Raw genomic sequence first — 15,982 nt, forward strand, 5'->3', positions numbered from 1 at the left:
CAGAAGGGCTCCCTTCATGACCACCTCCCCCTCCCCCGCCGCCTCCTGGACCCCGGAGCGGCCGTGGCGCGGCATCATGGTCGCCACCGCGCTGCCGCTGCGCGACGACCTCTCCGTCGACCACGACGCCTACGCCGAACACGTCCGGTGGCTCCTGGACAACGGCTGCGACGGAGTCGTGCCGAACGGCTCGCTCGGCGAGTACCAGACCCTCACCGCCGACGAGCGCGCCCGCGTCGTGCGCACGGCCGTGGAGGCCGCGGGCGACGGGGCCCGGGTGATGCCTGGCGTCGCCGCGTACGGCAGCGCCGAGGCGCGCCGCTGGGCCGAGCAGGCGGGCGAACAGGGCTGCGGCAGCGTGCTGTTGCTGCCCCCCAACGCCTACCGCGCCGACGAGCGCGCGGTGCTCGACCACTACGCCGAGGTGGCCCGGGCACAGCTGCCCGTCGTGGCCTACAACAACCCCCTCGACACCAAGGTCGACCTGACCCCGGCCCTGCTCGCGCAGCTGCACGGCGCGGGGCACGTCGTGGCCGTCAAGGAGTTCAGCGGCGATGTGCGCAGGGCGTACGCGATCGCCGAACTGGCCCCGGACCTCGATCTGTTGATCGGCGCCGACGACGTCCTGCTCGAACTCGCCGTCGCCGGTGCCGTCGGCTGGGTCGCGGGCTACCCCAACGCCTTCCCCGCCTCCTGCGCCGCGCTGTACCGCGCCGCGACCGCCGGTGACCTTCAGGCCGCGCTGCCGCTCTACCGGTCCCTGCACCCGCTGCTGCGCTGGGACTCCAAGACCGAGTTCGTACAGGCCATCAAGGCGTCCATGGACATCGTCGGGCGGCGCGGCGGCCCCACCCGGCCGCCGCGCACCCCGCTGGCCCCGGCGGCCGGGGCCCAGGTGCGCGCCGCCACGGAGAAGGCCGTCGCCGACGGCCACCACTGACCCGGAAGGGGACTTCCATGCGTACGCGTCACGTCTTCCACGCCGTGGACTCGCACACCGAGGGCATGCCCACGCGCGTGATCACCGGCGGCGTCGGGGTGATCCCCGGCGCCACCATGGCGGAGCGCCGGCTCCACTTCATCGAGCACCTGGACCACCTGCGCACGCTCCTGATGTACGAGCCGCGCGGGCACGCCGCGATGAGCGGCGCGATCCTCCAGCCGCCCACCCGGCCCGACGCCGACTACGGCGTGCTCTACATCGAGGTGTCCGGCCTGCTCCCCATGTGCGGCCACGGCACCATCGGTGTGGCCACCGTCCTCGTCGAGACCGGCATGGTCCCGGTCACCGAGCCCGTCACCACGGTGCGGCTCGACACCCCCGCGGGCCTGGTCAGTGTCGACGTACAGGTCGAGGACGGAGCGGCGAGGTCGGTCACGCTCACCAACGTGCCCGCGTTCTGCGTCGGCCTCGACCGCAAGGTGGAGGTGGAGGGGTACGGCACGGTGACGTACGACCTCGCGTTCGGCGGGAACTTCTACGCGTTCGTCGAACTCGACGCCCTCGGCCTGCCGTTCGACCGGGCCCGCAAGGACGACCTGCTCGCCGCGGGCACGGCGGTCATGGCCGCGATCAACGCCTCCGACGAGCGGCCCGTCCATCCGGTCCAGCCGGAGATCGCGGGCGTGAAGCACGTCTACCTGGCCGCTCCCGGCTCCGACGCGCGCCGCTCGCGGCACGCCATGGCCATCCATCCGGGCTGGTTCGACCGCTCCCCGTGCGGCACGGGGACCTCCGCGCGGATGGCACAACTGCACGCCCGCGGCGCCCTGCCGCTGGAGCGCGACTTCGTCAACGAGTCCTTCATCGGTACGGAGTTCACCGGCAGGCTCGTCGCCGAGACGGAGGTCGGCGGGGTGCCCGCCGTCGTGCCGCGCATCACCGGGCGCGCCTGGATCACCGGCACCGCCCAGTACTTCCTCGACCCCGACGACCCGTTCCCCGGAGGGTTCCTCCTGTGATCACCGCCCTGGCCCCGGTTGTCTCGCGCAACCCGGCCGACCCCTCCGACGTGGTGGTGCGCACCGCCGCACCCGGCGCGTTCGCCGCCGTCGACACCGTCGAGCGGGCCCGCGTCGCACAGCCCGGCTGGCGCCTGGGCGGTGCGGCGGCCCGCGCGGGCGCGCTCGGCGCCATCGCCTCGGCCGTCGAGGCGGCCGCGGACGAGCTGGCCGCGCTCGCGGTCCGCGAAGTGGGCAAGCCCCTGACGGAGGCGCGCGCGGAGGTGGCGCGCACCGCCGCGATCTGGCGCTACTACGCCGAGGCCCCGTACGCGGCCGAGGGTTCCGTGCACGAACCGGGCAGCGGCGCCGGGCTGCTGCTCACGCGCCGCCGCCCGCACGGCGTCGCCGGGCTCGTCACGCCCTGGAACTTCCCCTTCGCCATCCCCAGCTGGAAGGCCGCCCCGGCCCTCGCGACCGGCAACGCCGTCGTCCTCAAGCCCGCGCCGGAAGCCACCGCGTGCGCCCTCCGCCTCGCCGAGATCGTCCAACGGGCCGTGCCCGACGGCGTGTTCACCGTCCTCCCCGGCGGCGCCAGTGAGGGCAACGCGGTCGTGTCGGCCGCCGACGTCATCTCCTTCACGGGCTCCACCGTCGTCGGTCAGGCCGTCGTGGCCCGCGCCGCCGCGCGCGGCGTCCCCGTCCAGGCGGAGATGGGCGGCCTGAACGCGGCGATCGTCCTGCCGGACGCGGACATCGCCACCGCCGCCGCCCACCTCGCCGCCGCGATCGCCGGGTACGCGGGCCAGAAGTGCACCGCGACCAGCCGCGTCATCGCGGTGGGCGCCGCCCTCGCCCCGCTGCGCGAGGCCCTGGCCGAGCGGCTGCGGTCCCTGGCCGTGGGCGACCCCGCCCACGCGGCCACCGCCTGCGGCCCGCTCATCTCCGAGGGGGCCCGCGACGAGGTGGCCGAGAGCAGGCGGGGGCTGCCCGAACTCACCGGGGCCCGCGCCCCGCGCGGCGACGGCTGGTACGCGGCCCCCGCGCTCGTCACGGACGTGCCGCCGGGCCACCGGCTGCTGCGCGAGGAGGTGTTCGGGCCGCTGGCCGTGCTGCTCGCCGCCGACGACCTGGACCACGCGGTCCGCATCGCCAACGCCACCCCCTACGGCCTGGTCACGTCCGTGCACACCGCGTCGCTCGACACCGCCCTGCACGGCCTCGACCACCTCGACACCGGCATGATCCGCGTCAACGCCCCGTCCACCGGCGTCGACTTCCACCTGCCGTTCGGCGGCACCAAGGCCTCCAGCCACGGCCCACGCGAACAGGGGCGCGCGGCGCTTGAGTTCTACACGTCCAGCCGCACCTACACCTTGGCTCCCGCGCTGTCCCCATGAAAACAACGTGACATTGTACGCTGGTGATCCACTCGGCCGAAGGCGCGTGGCGCGGTGCGGGCGCGAAGGCGCGCGGGCACCGCGCGGGCGACGACAGCGCGCGGGCACGGTGCGAGCGACGGTCACGAAGGGACACCACGACCATGGGCCACCTCAAGCAGCGCAACCTCATCACCACCAGGGAGCGCCTGCGCGACCAGGTGGCCCACGCCCTGCGCGCGGCACTGATCTCCGGTGAACTGCGCCCCGGCGAGGTGTACTCGGCGCCGGGCCTCGCGGAGGACTTCGGCATCTCCGCGACGCCCGTGCGCGAGGCGATGCTCGACCTCGCCCGCGAGGGCCTGGTCGAGCCGGTCCGCAACAAAGGCTTCCGGATCACCGAGGTCAACGAACGCGACCTGGACCAGTACTCGGAGATCCGCGCCCTCATCGAGGTCCCCATGGTCGGCCGGATCACCCGCTCCGCCGCCCGCGAGGACCTGGAGGCGCTGCGCCCGGTCGCGCAGGAGATCGTCCGCGCCGCCCGCGAGCACGACCTCATCGGCTATCTGGAGGCCGACCGGCAGTTCCACCTCTCGCTGCTCGCCCTCGGCGGCAACGACCGCCTCGTCGAGACCGTCGGCGACCTCCGCAAGCGCTCCCGCCTCTACGGCCTCACCGCCCTGGACGCGAACGACCAGCTCCTCCCCTCCGCCCAGGAGCACATCGAACTCCTCGACCTGATGGTGGCCGGTGACGCCAAGGCCGCCGAGAAGTGCATGACCCGCCATCTCGGCCACGTCCGCTCCCTGTGGGCCGAAGGCGCCCCTGACCAGGAGCGCAAGGCCACCCGCACCCGCCTCGGCGTCCGCCTGGGCTCCGGCTGAGCCGTGGCCCCGGGCGGGGGCCCCTGGCCTCGGCCGCCGGAACGCCCCCTCCCGAAGCCGACGGCACCGGGGCCGTCATAGGCTCACGGCCATGCGAGCGCACCTGCAACAGATCGTCGTGGACTGCCATGAGCCGAAGTCCCTGGCCCGGTTCTGGGCCCGGATGCTCGGCGGTGATCCGGTCGATCGCGCCCGCGGCTGGTCCCACGTCGAGCTGCCCGGACTCCCCCGGCTCGCCTTCCAGCCGGTGCCCGAGGGCAAGACCGTGAAAAACCGGCTCCACCTCGACATCGCGGTCGACGACATCGGGGCCGCCGGCACCAAAGCGGTGAGTCTCGGCGCGACCCGGATCGGTGACACGGTCACCGACGACCAGGGCTCCTTCCAGGTCATGCTCGACCCGGAGGGCAACGAGTTCTGCTTCGTCAGCGCCGAGCCGCGGTAGCGGCAGCCCCATGCGCAGCCCTCTTGTCATCGGTGGCGCTTCACCGAGCGGCGGGTCCGCATCAACCTCGTCGGCGACGTGTCCCGCCGTCTGCGCCCGGCCGACGCACCGCGGTAGCCCTTCCTCGCGCTGCCCCGGTCACGCGGTCGTGAGCACCGGCGGGCTCACCCCGAGGGTCGAGATCCCGAAGTCGCCCGAGGGGTGGACGGCGTTCCGCCGTACGGCCTTCAGGCGGTCAGGAGGGCTGGACCTCGTCGAAGAGGGCGATGGCTTCGGAGGGGTCCGGGCCCACGAGGCGCTCCAGACCGGCCCTCGTCATGCTCGCCCACCTGCCGCCCCGTTCCCACATCCGCTCCTCGAAGGCGCGGACGGCCTCGTCCAGGGCTTCGGGGCCGGTAACGGCGGCGACGGCTTCGGCGAGCTCGGCGCCTTCCAGCATCGCGAGGTTCGCGCCCACTCCCAGCGGGGGCATCAGGTGGGCGGCGTCGCCCAGGAGCGTCACCCCACGGACGTGGGGCCAGGTGTGGGACACGGGCAGGGCGTGGAGGGGGCGGTGGACGAAGGCCTCGCCGCGGCGGAGGAGGTCGAGGACGGGAGCGGCCCAGCCGTCGAACTGGGCCAGCAGGCTCGCCCGCACGGCCTCGGCGGCGGCCCCGTCCAGGCTCGCCCCCCGGTCCGGGCCCGCGGGTCGGCCCGGGCCCGCGTGCCACTCCTCCTCCACGCGGAACTGGGCGTACACCTTGACGTGGCCGCCGCTGTTGCGCTGGGCGACGATCGCGCGGTTCACGCCGTACACGGCCACGGAACCGTCGCCGACCAGCCGGGCGAGATCGGGGTGGCAGGCGTCGACGTCGTCCAGAGAGGTCTCGACCAGGGTGACGCCGGTGTACTCCGGCGTCACGGAGGAGACCGCGGGCCGGACCCGGGACCAGGCGCCGTCCGCGCCGATCACGAGGTCGTACGTCTCCTGCCGCCCGTCCGCGCAGTGGACCCGCACGCCGTCCGGGCCCCGCGGCACCACCTCCGTCACGGCCCGCCCCCACTGAACGTCCACCGGCCCGAGCAGCAGATCGCGGAGTTGCCCGCGGTCGATCTCGGGGTTGGCCCGGTCGTCCGGGCGAGGCCGCCAGTCGCGCAGGACGGTCCCGTCCACGCCCAGAATGCGCATGGCCTGCCCCTCGGGACGGGACAGCGCCCGGAACTCCGCCAGCACCCCCGCCTTCTCCAGCGCCACCTGACCGAGCCCCTCGTGCAGGTCCAGCGTGCCGCCCGGGGGACGGGCGTCACGGGCGGCGTCGCGTTCGAGGACGGTGACGGGATGACCATGACGGTGCAGGACACGGGCGAAGCACAGCCCGGCGGGGCCACTGCCGATCACGGCGATACGGGGTCTCATGGCGATCCACCGTACGGTGTCGCGGAGTTGGACCACGAGGGGGTGGTGGGCGGCGCGGAAAGTCAGGCGGGGTCGGCGTCAGGGGTGAGTGGCGGCGCGGCGGGGCGGCGGGCCCCTGGCTCGGCGCTACCGTCAGGAGGGTGACGGGAATCCATGCGGGCCGACGGTGGTCCGAGTCCATGTCCGCGGCCTATGAGCAGTACCTCGTGCCGGTGGTCTTCCGGCCCTTCGCCGAGGACCTGTCCGCGAAGGCGGCGGCTCTTCGTCCTCGGCGCGTTCTCGAACTGGCGGCGGGGACGGGCGTGCTGACGTCGCGCCTGCTCGTGGCGGCCCCGTCGGCCGCGGTGACGGCCACCGACCTCAACGAAGCCATGGTCGCCTTCGGGTCGGCCCGGGTCCCGGGCGCGGTGTGGCGGCAAGCCGACGCGCAGCGGCTGCCGTTCCCGGACGGGGGCTTCGACCAGGTGGTCTGCCAGTTCGGCGTGATGTTCTTTCCCGACCGCGTCGCCGCCTTCACCGAGGTCCGGCGGGTGCTTGCCCCGGGCGGACGGTTCCTGTTCAACACCTGGGGCCCGCTCGCGACGCACGCCTTCGAAGTCGCGCTGCAGGCCGGGCTGGAGCGGGCCTTTCCGTCCGACCCGCCCCGGTTCTTCCCGACGGTGCCGCACGGCTACGCCGACCCCGCCGTCGTGGCCGCTGATCTGGTGGCCGCCGGGTTCACGGTCGAGGAGGAGCAGGAGCTGACGCTGCAGGGCAGGGCCGCGTCGACCGCCGACCTTGCCACCGGATACCTCACCGGGACACCGGTGCGCGCGGCCGTCGAAGAACGCGGCGGCGGGCCGGCTGCCCGGGCCACCGTCGTCGAGGAGATGACGGCCCGGCTGGGCCCGGGGCCGGTCACCGCCCCGATGACGGCGTACGTCTTCCGCGCCGCGGCCTGACCGCGGCCCGGCGCCCGCTCGCGCACGCGACTGCCGCACCTCCCTCACATCCCTGTGAGAGAGGTGCGGCATCCGCAGCGCGCGGCAGCGGGGGCGATCAGGAGAAGCGGCGGACGAACACGTCCGACGTGCCGTTGGTGTCACCGGGCACGATGTCGGCGGCCGTGGACTGGAAGACCACCTCGCGCCCGCCGGCGCTGACCGCGTCGACCCCGGCCGAGGCAGGCTGCTGCGAGACGACCTCGTCGGTGCCCGCGCGCAGGTCGCGCAGCACGAGCGACGGTCCGGTCGTGTCGTTCGGGGCGTACAGCAGGTGGCTGCCGGTGGGGTCGATGGCCAGGCCCTTGACGTCGGGCACTCGCTGGGCGGTGCCCGAGTTCACGTCGTACACGTAGGTGTCGGAGCCCGAAAGGTAGACGACCTTGCTGCCGTCCTCGCTGAGCTGGACGAGCGTCGCCTCCTCGGCCGGGCCCTCGATCGGGTCGGAGGTGGAGCCGTGGTCCCGGTCCCACAGGAAGACGTTCTTGGCCTTGCCGTCCTGGTACGCGACGAAGCGGCCGTCCCCACTGATGGACGGCCGGGAGGGCGCGGTGTGGTCGAACCAGGCGAGTTCCTGTTTGGTGTTGGCGTGCCAGTCCCATACGTCGATGCGCTGGCTGGACGACGGTCGGCCGATGGTGGCGACGTTGGCGACGTAGCGGCCGTCCCCGCTCAGCGACGGCTGACTGCAGTTGAGGGCATCGCAGTTGAGGCCGATCGAACTGCCCGCGGTCCACTGGGCCAGCTTGACCTTGGTGTCCCTGAACAACAGCACCCAATAGGCGGCGTACTCCCCGTCGCCGCTGATCACCGGAGAGGCGATCGGGTAGCTGCCCACCTGTTTGAGCTGCCCCGACGGCTCGTCGCGCAGGTACACCCTTTCAGCCGACGAGAAGACGATGCGGCGCCCGTCGGTCGTGATCGCGCCCCCGGTGGAATCGCCGCTGAACTGCGTGCCGTCGGCCGCGACACTGATCCTCTCGACGCCGGCTCCGCTCTCCCGCGCGACGTCGGCGGGCTCGGCCGAGGCGGCTCCGGGCAGCGCCGTGGTGAGCGCACACGCCACGAGGGCCGCGCCTAACGCGCCCCGCAGGCGTCTGGTGGTGCTCCGGTCTGTGTTTCCCCTCATTTTTCCCCCACTCAGGAAGGTGTCGCCCCCGGCTCCCCACCGGAGGGCCCCCAGCATGCAACCGCGACAGCGCCGAGGGGTCAATGCGTTCCCTGCGTCACATGACATGTGAGAGGCGTCGTTTCGGTCATGGGGGAATCGGCATGCTCGGTAGCGTGACCATCTGCGGCATGGGGTGTCCATGTGCCCGGCCGGCCCGTGCGGAGTCATCTGCGCGGAGTTGTCTACAGAGAGTGTCGAGGCTGCCATGAGTCAACGGACGAAACCCGAGGTCCACGTTCCGGAGGGTGACGCTCCCACCGAGCTGACCGTCCGCGACCTGGTCGTCGGGGAGGGGCCCGAGGTGAAGCCGGGCATGGTGGTCAGGGTCCACTACGTCGGGGTGACCTTCGAGTCCGGGAAGGAGTTCGACGCCTCCTGGGACCGGGGCCGGCCGTTCAAGTTCGCCCTGGGCGGTGGCAGGGTCATCAAGGGCTGGGACCGGGGGGTGAGGGGGATGAAGGTCGGCGGTCGGCGCGAGATCATCGTTCCCCCGCGTCTCGGCTACGGCCATCAGTCGCCCTCGTCGTTGATCCCGGCAGGCTCGACCCTGGTCTTCGTGGTGGACCTGCTGGACGTGTATTCCAGCACCGCCGGGTGGAGGAACACCTAGGCGGTTTCGTCCGGCTCATCGGGCGGGCCGGATGCCTCAGTCGGGCGGACCGGACACCTCAGGTCCGCGCCCGGTCACGGCGCCGAGCGCCCGTATCCCCCGAGGACTTCGCCGTCGCTCCCGCCGTGCTCACCAGCTGATTCCCGCCGCCACCGGCCGGTGGTCGCTGCTGGTGGCGGGCAGCACCCACGCGCTGACCGGCGTGACGCCGCGGACCAGGACGTGGTCGATGCGCGCCAGCGGGAACTCCGTCGGCCAGGTGAAGCCGAAGCCGTCCCCGGCCGCCTCCTGGGCCGAGCGCAGCCGCGAGGTGACGCCGTCGAGCGCGCGGTCGCCCACGGTGCCGTTCAGATCGCCGAGCAGCACCACCCGCTGGTTCGGCTCGGCGGCGACGGCCGCACCGAGCGCCCGCGCGTTCCTGTCCCGGCTGCCCGTCGTGAAGCCGCTCGGGTGCACGCGTACGGACCCCAGGTGGGCCACGTACACGGCGAGAGGCCCCTGGTCCGTGGCCACCGTGGCGCGCAGCGCCCGGCCGTCGGGCGCCACCTCAGCGACCGGCTTGGTGTCCGCCAGGGGCCCGACGTCCTGCTCGATGTCGACCGGCCGGGTGTCCGACAGCGGCAGCCTGCTCCACAGGCCGACCGTGCCCCGCACCGTGTGGTGCGGGTACGCCTTCGCCAGTTCCCTCTCGTACACCGGCTTCGCCTGCGGGGTGATCTCCTCCAGGGCCAGCACGTCCGCGCCGGAGGCGGCCAGGTCGCGGGCGGTGCCGGCCGGGTCGGGGTTGTCGGCGCCCACGTTGTGGGTGGCCAGGGTGAGGTCGCCGCCGGTGCGGGACTTGTCGACGAGCAGCCCGCCGAAGAGGCTCAGCCACACCGCGACCGGCAGCACCAGCGCGACCACCGCCGAGGCGGAGCGTCGCCACAGCGCCCCGGCGAGGAGCACCGGGACGAACAGGCCGAACCACGGCAGGAAGGTCTCCACCAGGCTGCCGATCCCGCCCCGGTCCGTGATCCGCGCGTGCAGCAGCATGAGCAGGCCGAGCAGCAGGGCCGCCGCCGCGAGCACGAGGCCGCGCTTCCAGGGCCCCGGCCGCAGGGCGGCGCGGAGCGTCCGGCGGACGCGCGCGTGCCGGGCGCCCGGGCCGGGGGCACGGCGACGGCCGCCGCCTCCCCGACCGGCCTCCACCACATCCGCCGCGTCCACCGCGTCCGCCACGGCCTCCGTGTCCCTCGCCTCCGTCACATCCACCGCGTCCACCCCGCCCGCCTGTGCCATCGCTCGTCCTCGTTCCGTACCGGTCACTGCCGTGTCCTCGGGTCCTGGGTGGGGTCGGCGTACCTGCGCGGGCAGCCGTGATCGGTGGCTTCGGGGCGCAGCTCGTAGTGCCAGGGTTCGTTCTCGTAGATCTGGCACAGCCCGTGTTCGGCGCCGTGCTCGGACAGCCACGCCGTCGCGGCGGAGCGGCCGAGGTCGACCGCGTCGCCCGACACGTGAGGGGACGTCTCCGCCGTAGCCACCCAGCGGGCGGCCTCGTCCTCGGACCCGTACTTGGCGACCGCCTCGCGGAGGAGCCGGTTCTGGTACGACGGGGACCGCCAGCCGCTGTTGACGTGGAACGCGAGCCCGTCGTCAGCGGCGGCCGTCGCGGCCCGGCGCAGCGCCTTGAGCAGATCCGGATCAAGGCGGGTCACGGCCGGAGTCGTGTCGTCGAAGACCGTCACGCCGTCGGGGACGACACCGTCGGCCGCGCCGGGCGGACCGTGGTGCCCCTGGCGGGACATGTGCGCGGACGCGGTCGAGGCCGTCGAGGACTCGGGTGACCAGGAGCAGACGACCCAGGTGATCGCCGCGATGACGACCGCCAGGCCCGCGACGGCGAGGAGGTACGTGCGGCGGCCCGGTGTCCGTGCTGTGGGCGTTGTCCGATGCATTCCGTCAGTCAAGGCAGTGCGGTGTTGTGGGCCCGTATGCGGATTTCGATACGCCGACGACATGCGCCGACTCGTAGCGTGGACGGCATGCGTGTGCTGGTCGTCGAAGACGAGCCCTATCCGGCGGAAGCCATCCGTGACGGCCTGCGCCTGGAGGCGATCACGGCCGACATCGCGGGGGACGGCGGCACCGCCCTGGAACTGCTGAGCGTCAACGCCTACGACATCGCCGTCCTCGACCGCGACATCCCCGGGCCTTCCAGTGACGAGGTCGCCGAGCGCATCGACACCCCGCCCGGCGCCCGGTAGGAGCGGGACCGTGGATAGGCGGCCCGGTGTGAGCGTTCGCGTCAAGCTCACCCTCAGCTACGCCGGGTTCCTCATGCTGGCCGGTGCGCTGCTGATGGCGGCGGTGTGGGTGTTCCTCCTGCGGTACGTCCCCGACCGCGCGAAACTCTACGACCCCGACGACCGGCCCGAGGGCGGTGTTTTCCCCGTCCGGTCCGCCCTGCTGGAGGTCTTCGCTCCGAGGGCGGCCGCCGTACTGGCGTTCCTGTTGCTGTTCGGTCTCGTCGGCGGGTGGTTCCTCGCCGGCCGCATGCTCGCGCCGCTGACCCGCGTCACGGACGCCACCCGCATGGCCACGAGCGGATCGCTCGCGCACCGCATCCGGCTACCGGGCCGCAACGACGAGTTCCGCGAGCTCGCCGACGCCTTCGACGCGATGCTCGTACGACTCGAAGCGCACGTCGACGAGCAGCGGAGGTTCGCGGCCAACGCCTCGCACGAGTTGCGCACCCCGCTGGCGATCTCGAAGGCGCTCCTCGAAGTGGCCCGCACCGACCCGGACCACGACACCGGCGAACTCATCGACCGCCTCCACGCCGTGAACACCCGGGCGATCGACCTCACCGAAGCGCTGCTCATGATCAGCCAGGTCGAACAGCGGTCCTTCACCCAGGAACGCGTCGACCTGTCCCTCGTGGCGGAGGAAGCCACCGAAACGCTGCTCCCCCTCGCGGAGAAGCACGGAGTCACCCTCGAAGCCGAGGGAGACATCACCCCCGCCGTCGGCTCACCCGTGCTCCTGCTGCAGTTGGCCACGAACCTGGTGCACAACGCGATCGTCCACAACCTGCCCGCGCGGGGCACGGTCCGGGTCCGCACCGCCGTCCACCCCGGGACGGTCACCCTCACCGTCGAGAACACCGGCGACCCCGTCGCCCCTGAGCTGGCCTCGACCCTCACCGAACCGTTCCAGCGCGGCACCGAGCGCATCCACACCGACCACGCGGGCATCGGCCTCGGCCTGGCGATCGTCAAGACCATCGCCCACGCACACGACGGCGCGCTCACCCTCACCCCGCGCCCCGCCGGTGGCCTCCGCGTCACCGTGGAACTGCCCGCGGCGACGGCACGGACCGGAGGGTGAGGCACCACCGGCTCTGCCGTACGGACCATGCGTCACCCGCGCCGCTCCCGGAGACGACGCAGGCCCCCTCGTCGAGGGGGCCTGCCGACAGGGCCGCGCCGCGACGGCGCGGCCCCGTCCACCGCTTCAGTCCTGGCGGCTCGTGACCTCGACGAGGTGCATGCCGAACTGGGTCTTCACCGGACCCTGGACCTCGCCGACCGGGGCCGAGAAGACGACCTGGTCGAACTCGGGCACCATCTGGCCCGGGCCGAACGAGCCGAGGTTCCCGCCGTCGCGCGACGAGGGGCACGAGGAGTGCTTCTTCGCCAGCTCGGCGAAGTCCGCACCGCCCGCGATCTGCTCCTTCAGCTGCAAGGCCTCGGCCTCGGTCTTGACCAAGATGTGCCGCGCGGTAGCCCTAGCCATGTGTTTCATCCTCTCCAGTACACGTCAACGCCGCCCAGAGTACGTGTCCGGCACCCCAGCGGCACTTCGCAGGGAATCCCCCCGCAGCAAAACACTAACGAATACGATTACTGAACAGTGACACCTTTGCGTTCGAGGGCAGGAGAACACCCCCTTCTCCATGTCCGCGCACAGCAACCCGCACTCCGACTCCCCCACGCCTTCGGGAAGTTGACGCACGCACCCCATTGACGCAAGGCATGCCCACAACTAAACAACCCTGAGAGCGCTCTCAGAACCGGTCGCCCTCCCACCCTCCGAGGTGCCCCATGCGAGCAAGACGCGCCCCCTTCCGCCTCCTCCCCCGCACCCCGCTGCACACCGCCCTGCTCACCGGCCTCGCCACCCTCGCGCTGACCGCCCCGCTGCTCGCCCCCGGCCCGGCGAACGCCGACATGCCCCCGGCCCCGGCCTGGACCCTCCAGTGGAGCGACGACTTCGACGGGCCCGCGCGGTCGCTGCCCTCCGCCGCGCACTGGCAGATCGACACCGGCCACAACTACCCGGGAGGCCCGGCCGACTGGGGCACCGGCGAAGTCCAGAACTACACCTCCTCCGCCGACAACGTGGCCCTCGACGGCGGCGGCAACCTCCGCATCACCCCGCTGCGGGACGCCGCGGGCGCCTGGACGTCCGGCCGCGTCGAGACGCGGCGCGCCGACTTCAAGGCCCCGGCGGACGGCACCCTCGCCATCGAGAGCCGCATCCGGATGCCGAACGTCACCGGTGAGCAGGCCCTCGGCTACTGGCCCGCCTTCTGGGCCCTCGGCGCGCCCTACCGGGGCAACTACTGGAACTGGCCGTCCATCGGCGAGTTCGACGTGATGGAGAACGTGAACGGGATCGACTCCGTGTGGGGCGTCCTGCACTGCGGCGTGAACCCGGGCGGCCCGTGCGACGAGACCAACGGCATCGGTGCGAGCCGCGCCTGCCCGGGCGCCCCCTGCCAGTCCGCGTTCCACACGTACCGCTTCGAGTGGGACCGCTCGGCGAGCCCGAACGTGCTGCGCTGGTTCGTCGACGGACAGCTGTTCCACAGCGTCGACCAGAACCGCGTGGGCGCCCAGGCGTGGAACGACATGACCGGCCACGCCGGGTACTTCATCCTGCTCAACGTCGCGATGGGCGGCGGCTTCCCCGACGGCGTCGCGGGCCGCGCCACACCGGTCGCGGCGACGGTGCCGGGCCGGTCCATGCTCGTGGACTACGTGGCGGTGTGGACGCGGGGCGGCGGAGGCGGCGACCCCGGCACGCCGTCCACGCTGCACCTGCGCCCCGGCGGCACGCTCGGCGAGGCCACGGGCACCGCCTCCGCCGCGACCCTCGCGTCGGCGGGCGGCCCGCACCACGACGGCACCCCGCACGCCCCGCAGACCTTCACGGCGACCGGCGTGAACGGCACCCACGACGGCGGCTCGACCCAGTTCGACCTGCTCGTCGACGCGGGCACCACGGTGGCCAACGGCCAACAGGTGCGCGTGAGCTACGACCGCACCGGCGACGGCTCCTGGGACCGCACGGAGACCTACCGGTACTTCGCCACGGACCCGGTGCCGGGCTACGAGCACTACACCCAGGGCCAGGGCCTGAAGTCCGCCACGGGCGAGCACGGCCCGATGCGCGGCGGCACCGTGCGGGTCGAGGTGTGGAACGCGATCGGCAACGGCCCGAGCACCCTGGGCATCGGCAACCAGTCCGTCGTACGGATCCCCTTCGGATGAGGCCGGGACGGCCCGCGCTCGCCATGGTCCCGCACGCCGGAGCGCTCCCTCTCGCCGGACGGCGCCTCCGTTGCCGGACGGCGCCTCCCGCTTCATCCCTTCGGGGAGTTTGACGGCCGCGGCTCCGGCCGGGCGGCCCACCGCGCGGGACCATGGCGAGCACTCACGGCCTCGGGGGGACCGTCGAACAGGGGAATCACATGGGACCGCGCAACCGCCTGTCCGTGTTCGCCGCCGCCCTGGCCGCGCTCTTCGCGTTGGCCGCCGCACCGGGTGCGGGGGCCGCCGGGCCCTCCGGCCCCTCCGGCTCCGAAGACCGGGCCCCGCGCGTGGGCCCGTTCCAGATCAAGAACCACGGGGTGGGCCGCTGCATGGGCTTCCCCGCGGGTGACGACCGCATGCGGGTGTGGAACTGCACCTCGGAGCCGTACCAGCTCTGGGATCTGATCGCGGACGGCCGGGGCGCCTACCACGTGGCGACCCGCAGCGACGGCCGCTGTCTCGCGGGCTGGGCCCAGGGCCCGGAGCGCTGGGCGACCTGGCTGTCGGACTGCGACCGCAGCTTCACCAACGTGGACCAGCTCTGGTACGTCAACCCCGCGCACAGCGCCGACCCCGCGACCATCGCGAACCTCTTCGGCCGCGTCCTGGAGCCCGACCGGGCCTGGGGCGGCGCCAACGAGACGCCGGTCGTGATCCACTCCCCGAACGGGCAGCCGAACCAGCAGTGGAAGCTGATCTACGGCCCCTGACCCGAGGGGCGCGGACAGCGCCCCCGGGGCATGGTCGTCGAGCTCGCCCCGCAGGCCAGTAGACTTCTGGGCTGTGGCGGACACCCAGTACGAAGACCTGTTGCGGCTAGTGCTCACCTCCGGGACGGCGAAGGCCGACCGGACGGGCACGGGCACCCGAAGTGTCTTCGGGCACCAACTGCGCTACGACCTCTCGCAGGGGTTCCCGCTGGTCACCACCAAGAAGGTGCACCTGCGCTCCATCGTGTACGAGCTGCTGTGGTTCCTGCGCGGCGACTCGAACGTCGGCTGGCTGCAGGAGAACAAGGTCACGATCTGGGACGAGTGGGCCGGTCCGAACGGCGAGCTCGGCCCGGTGTACGGCGTCCAGTGGCGATCCTGGCCCACGCCGGACGGCAGGCACATCGACCAGATCAGCGAGGTCCTCGACACGCTGCGCCGGGACCCGGACTCCCGCCGGATGATCGTCTCCGCGTGGAACGTCGCCGAGCTCGACAAGATGGCCCTCGCCCCGTGCCACGCCTTCTTCCAGTTCTACGTCGCCGACGGCAAGCTCTCCTGCCAGCTGTACCAGCGCAGCGCGGACCTGTTCCTCGGCGTCCCGTTCAACATCGCCAGCTACGCCCTGCTCACGCACATGGTGGCGCAGCAGGTCGGCCTCGAACCGGGTGACTTCATCTGGACCGGCGGCGACTGCCACATCTACGACAACCACGTGGAGCAGGTGAGCGAGCAGCTCTCGCGCACCCCGTTCGCGTTCCCCCGGCTGCGGCTGCGGCAGGCCGATTCGCTCTTCGACTACGCCTACGCCGACGTGGAGGTGCTCGACTACCAGCACCACCCGGCCATCAAGGCTCCGGTCGCGGTATGAGCGCCGGGGTGGGCGG

The 15,982-nt window shown here is 72.8% G+C and carries 16 protein-coding genes and 1 pseudogene; 12 read left to right on the forward strand and 5 right to left on the reverse strand.

Annotated features, from left to right (window positions below; translation table 11 throughout):
• The first annotated feature begins 16 nt into the window (after window positions 1–16).
• The 5 genes from MQV74_RS05490 (at window position 17) to MQV74_RS05510 (ending at window position 4,652) form a co-directional block, all read left to right on the forward strand.
• Complete coding sequence (locus MQV74_RS05490) at window positions 17–940, forward strand: dihydrodipicolinate synthase family protein (protein WP_242714889.1); 924 nt, start codon at window positions 17–19, stop codon at window positions 938–940.
• 17 nt (window positions 941–957) lie between these two features.
• A complete protein-coding gene (locus MQV74_RS05495) occupies window positions 958–1,962 on the forward strand; it encodes a proline racemase family protein (protein WP_242714890.1) in 1,005 nt (334 codons plus the stop codon).
• Window positions 1,959–3,341 carry an aldehyde dehydrogenase family protein gene (locus MQV74_RS05500; protein WP_242714891.1) on the forward strand — a complete coding sequence of 461 codons (1,383 nt, stop codon included), beginning with the start codon at window positions 1,959–1,961 and terminating at the stop codon, window positions 3,339–3,341. Before MQV74_RS05495 ends, MQV74_RS05500 begins: the two co-directional genes overlap by 4 nt.
• A gap of 143 nt (window positions 3,342–3,484) precedes the next feature.
• A complete protein-coding gene (locus tag MQV74_RS05505; RefSeq protein WP_242728513.1) occupies window positions 3,485–4,207 on the forward strand; it encodes a GntR family transcriptional regulator in 723 nt (240 codons plus the stop codon).
• A gap of 91 nt (window positions 4,208–4,298) precedes the next feature.
• Window positions 4,299–4,652 (forward strand): VOC family protein, encoded by a 354-nt coding sequence (locus MQV74_RS05510; RefSeq protein ID WP_242714892.1) that lies wholly within the window; start codon window positions 4,299–4,301, stop codon window positions 4,650–4,652.
• A 235-nt stretch (window positions 4,653–4,887) separates the two neighbouring features.
• Here MQV74_RS05510 and MQV74_RS05515 read toward each other — a convergent pair whose 3' ends face one another.
• Window positions 4,888–6,048: an FAD-dependent oxidoreductase gene (locus MQV74_RS05515; protein WP_242714893.1), complete on the reverse strand. Its 1,161-nt coding sequence runs from the start codon at window positions 6,046–6,048 to the stop codon at window positions 4,888–4,890.
• Between the two features lie 179 nt (window positions 6,049–6,227).
• Between MQV74_RS05515 and MQV74_RS05520 the strand changes: the two genes are divergently transcribed.
• A complete protein-coding gene (locus tag MQV74_RS05520) occupies window positions 6,228–6,989 on the forward strand; it encodes a class I SAM-dependent methyltransferase (protein WP_242728514.1) in 762 nt (253 codons plus the stop codon).
• A 97-nt stretch (window positions 6,990–7,086) separates the two neighbouring features.
• On the opposite strand, the gene MQV74_RS05525 is transcribed toward MQV74_RS05520, so the two are convergent.
• Window positions 7,087–8,157, reverse strand: coding sequence for a WD40 repeat domain-containing protein (locus tag MQV74_RS05525; RefSeq protein WP_242714894.1), 1,071 nt, complete (start codon window positions 8,155–8,157; stop codon window positions 7,087–7,089).
• A 247-nt stretch (window positions 8,158–8,404) separates the two neighbouring features.
• Here MQV74_RS05525 and MQV74_RS05530 point away from each other — a divergent pair, with 247 nt between their 5' ends.
• Window positions 8,405–8,809: an FKBP-type peptidyl-prolyl cis-trans isomerase gene (locus MQV74_RS05530; RefSeq protein WP_242714895.1), complete on the forward strand. Its 405-nt coding sequence runs from the start codon at window positions 8,405–8,407 to the stop codon at window positions 8,807–8,809.
• Window positions 8,810–8,938: 129 nt separating this feature from the next.
• Here the strand turns inward: MQV74_RS05530 and MQV74_RS05535 are convergent, their stop codons facing one another.
• Together MQV74_RS05535 and MQV74_RS05540 are read right to left on the reverse strand one after the other, a co-directional pair.
• Entirely contained in the window at window positions 8,939–10,087 is a 1,149-nt protein-coding gene (locus MQV74_RS05535) for an endonuclease/exonuclease/phosphatase family protein (protein WP_242714896.1), read from the reverse strand.
• Between the two features lie 23 nt (window positions 10,088–10,110).
• Entirely contained in the window at window positions 10,111–10,743 is a 633-nt protein-coding gene (locus MQV74_RS05540; protein WP_242714897.1) for a M15 family metallopeptidase, read from the reverse strand.
• Window positions 10,744–10,830: 87 nt separating this feature from the next.
• Between MQV74_RS05540 and MQV74_RS05545 the strand changes: the two are divergent.
• Both MQV74_RS05545 and MQV74_RS05550 read left to right on the forward strand, forming a co-directional pair.
• A pseudogene (locus tag MQV74_RS05545) lies at window positions 10,831–11,028 on the forward strand (response regulator); the annotation flags it as partial.
• A gap of 34 nt (window positions 11,029–11,062) precedes the next feature.
• Window positions 11,063–12,175: a sensor histidine kinase gene (locus MQV74_RS05550; RefSeq protein WP_242714898.1), complete on the forward strand. Its 1,113-nt coding sequence runs from the start codon at window positions 11,063–11,065 to the stop codon at window positions 12,173–12,175.
• 126 nt (window positions 12,176–12,301) lie between these two features.
• Here MQV74_RS05550 and MQV74_RS05555 read toward each other — a convergent pair whose 3' ends face one another.
• Window positions 12,302–12,583: a peptidylprolyl isomerase gene (locus MQV74_RS05555; RefSeq protein WP_242714899.1), complete on the reverse strand. Its 282-nt coding sequence runs from the start codon at window positions 12,581–12,583 to the stop codon at window positions 12,302–12,304.
• Window positions 12,584–12,891: 308 nt separating this feature from the next.
• Between MQV74_RS05555 and MQV74_RS05560 the strand changes: the two genes are divergently transcribed.
• From MQV74_RS05560 to MQV74_RS05570, 3 genes are all read left to right on the forward strand, one after another.
• Window positions 12,892–14,343, forward strand: coding sequence for a glycoside hydrolase family 16 protein (locus MQV74_RS05560; protein ID WP_242714900.1), 1,452 nt, complete (start codon window positions 12,892–12,894; stop codon window positions 14,341–14,343).
• 200 nt (window positions 14,344–14,543) lie between these two features.
• Window positions 14,544–15,095, forward strand: coding sequence for an RICIN domain-containing protein (locus MQV74_RS05565; protein ID WP_242714901.1), 552 nt, complete (start codon window positions 14,544–14,546; stop codon window positions 15,093–15,095).
• A 73-nt stretch (window positions 15,096–15,168) separates the two neighbouring features.
• A complete protein-coding gene (locus MQV74_RS05570; protein WP_242714902.1) occupies window positions 15,169–15,966 on the forward strand; it encodes a thymidylate synthase in 798 nt (265 codons plus the stop codon).
• Window positions 15,967–15,982: the final 16 nt, after the last annotated feature.

It is taken from the genome of Streptomyces sp. AN091965 (genome assembly GCF_022698285.1).
Taxonomy (GTDB): domain Bacteria; phylum Actinomycetota; class Actinomycetes; order Streptomycetales; family Streptomycetaceae; genus Streptomyces.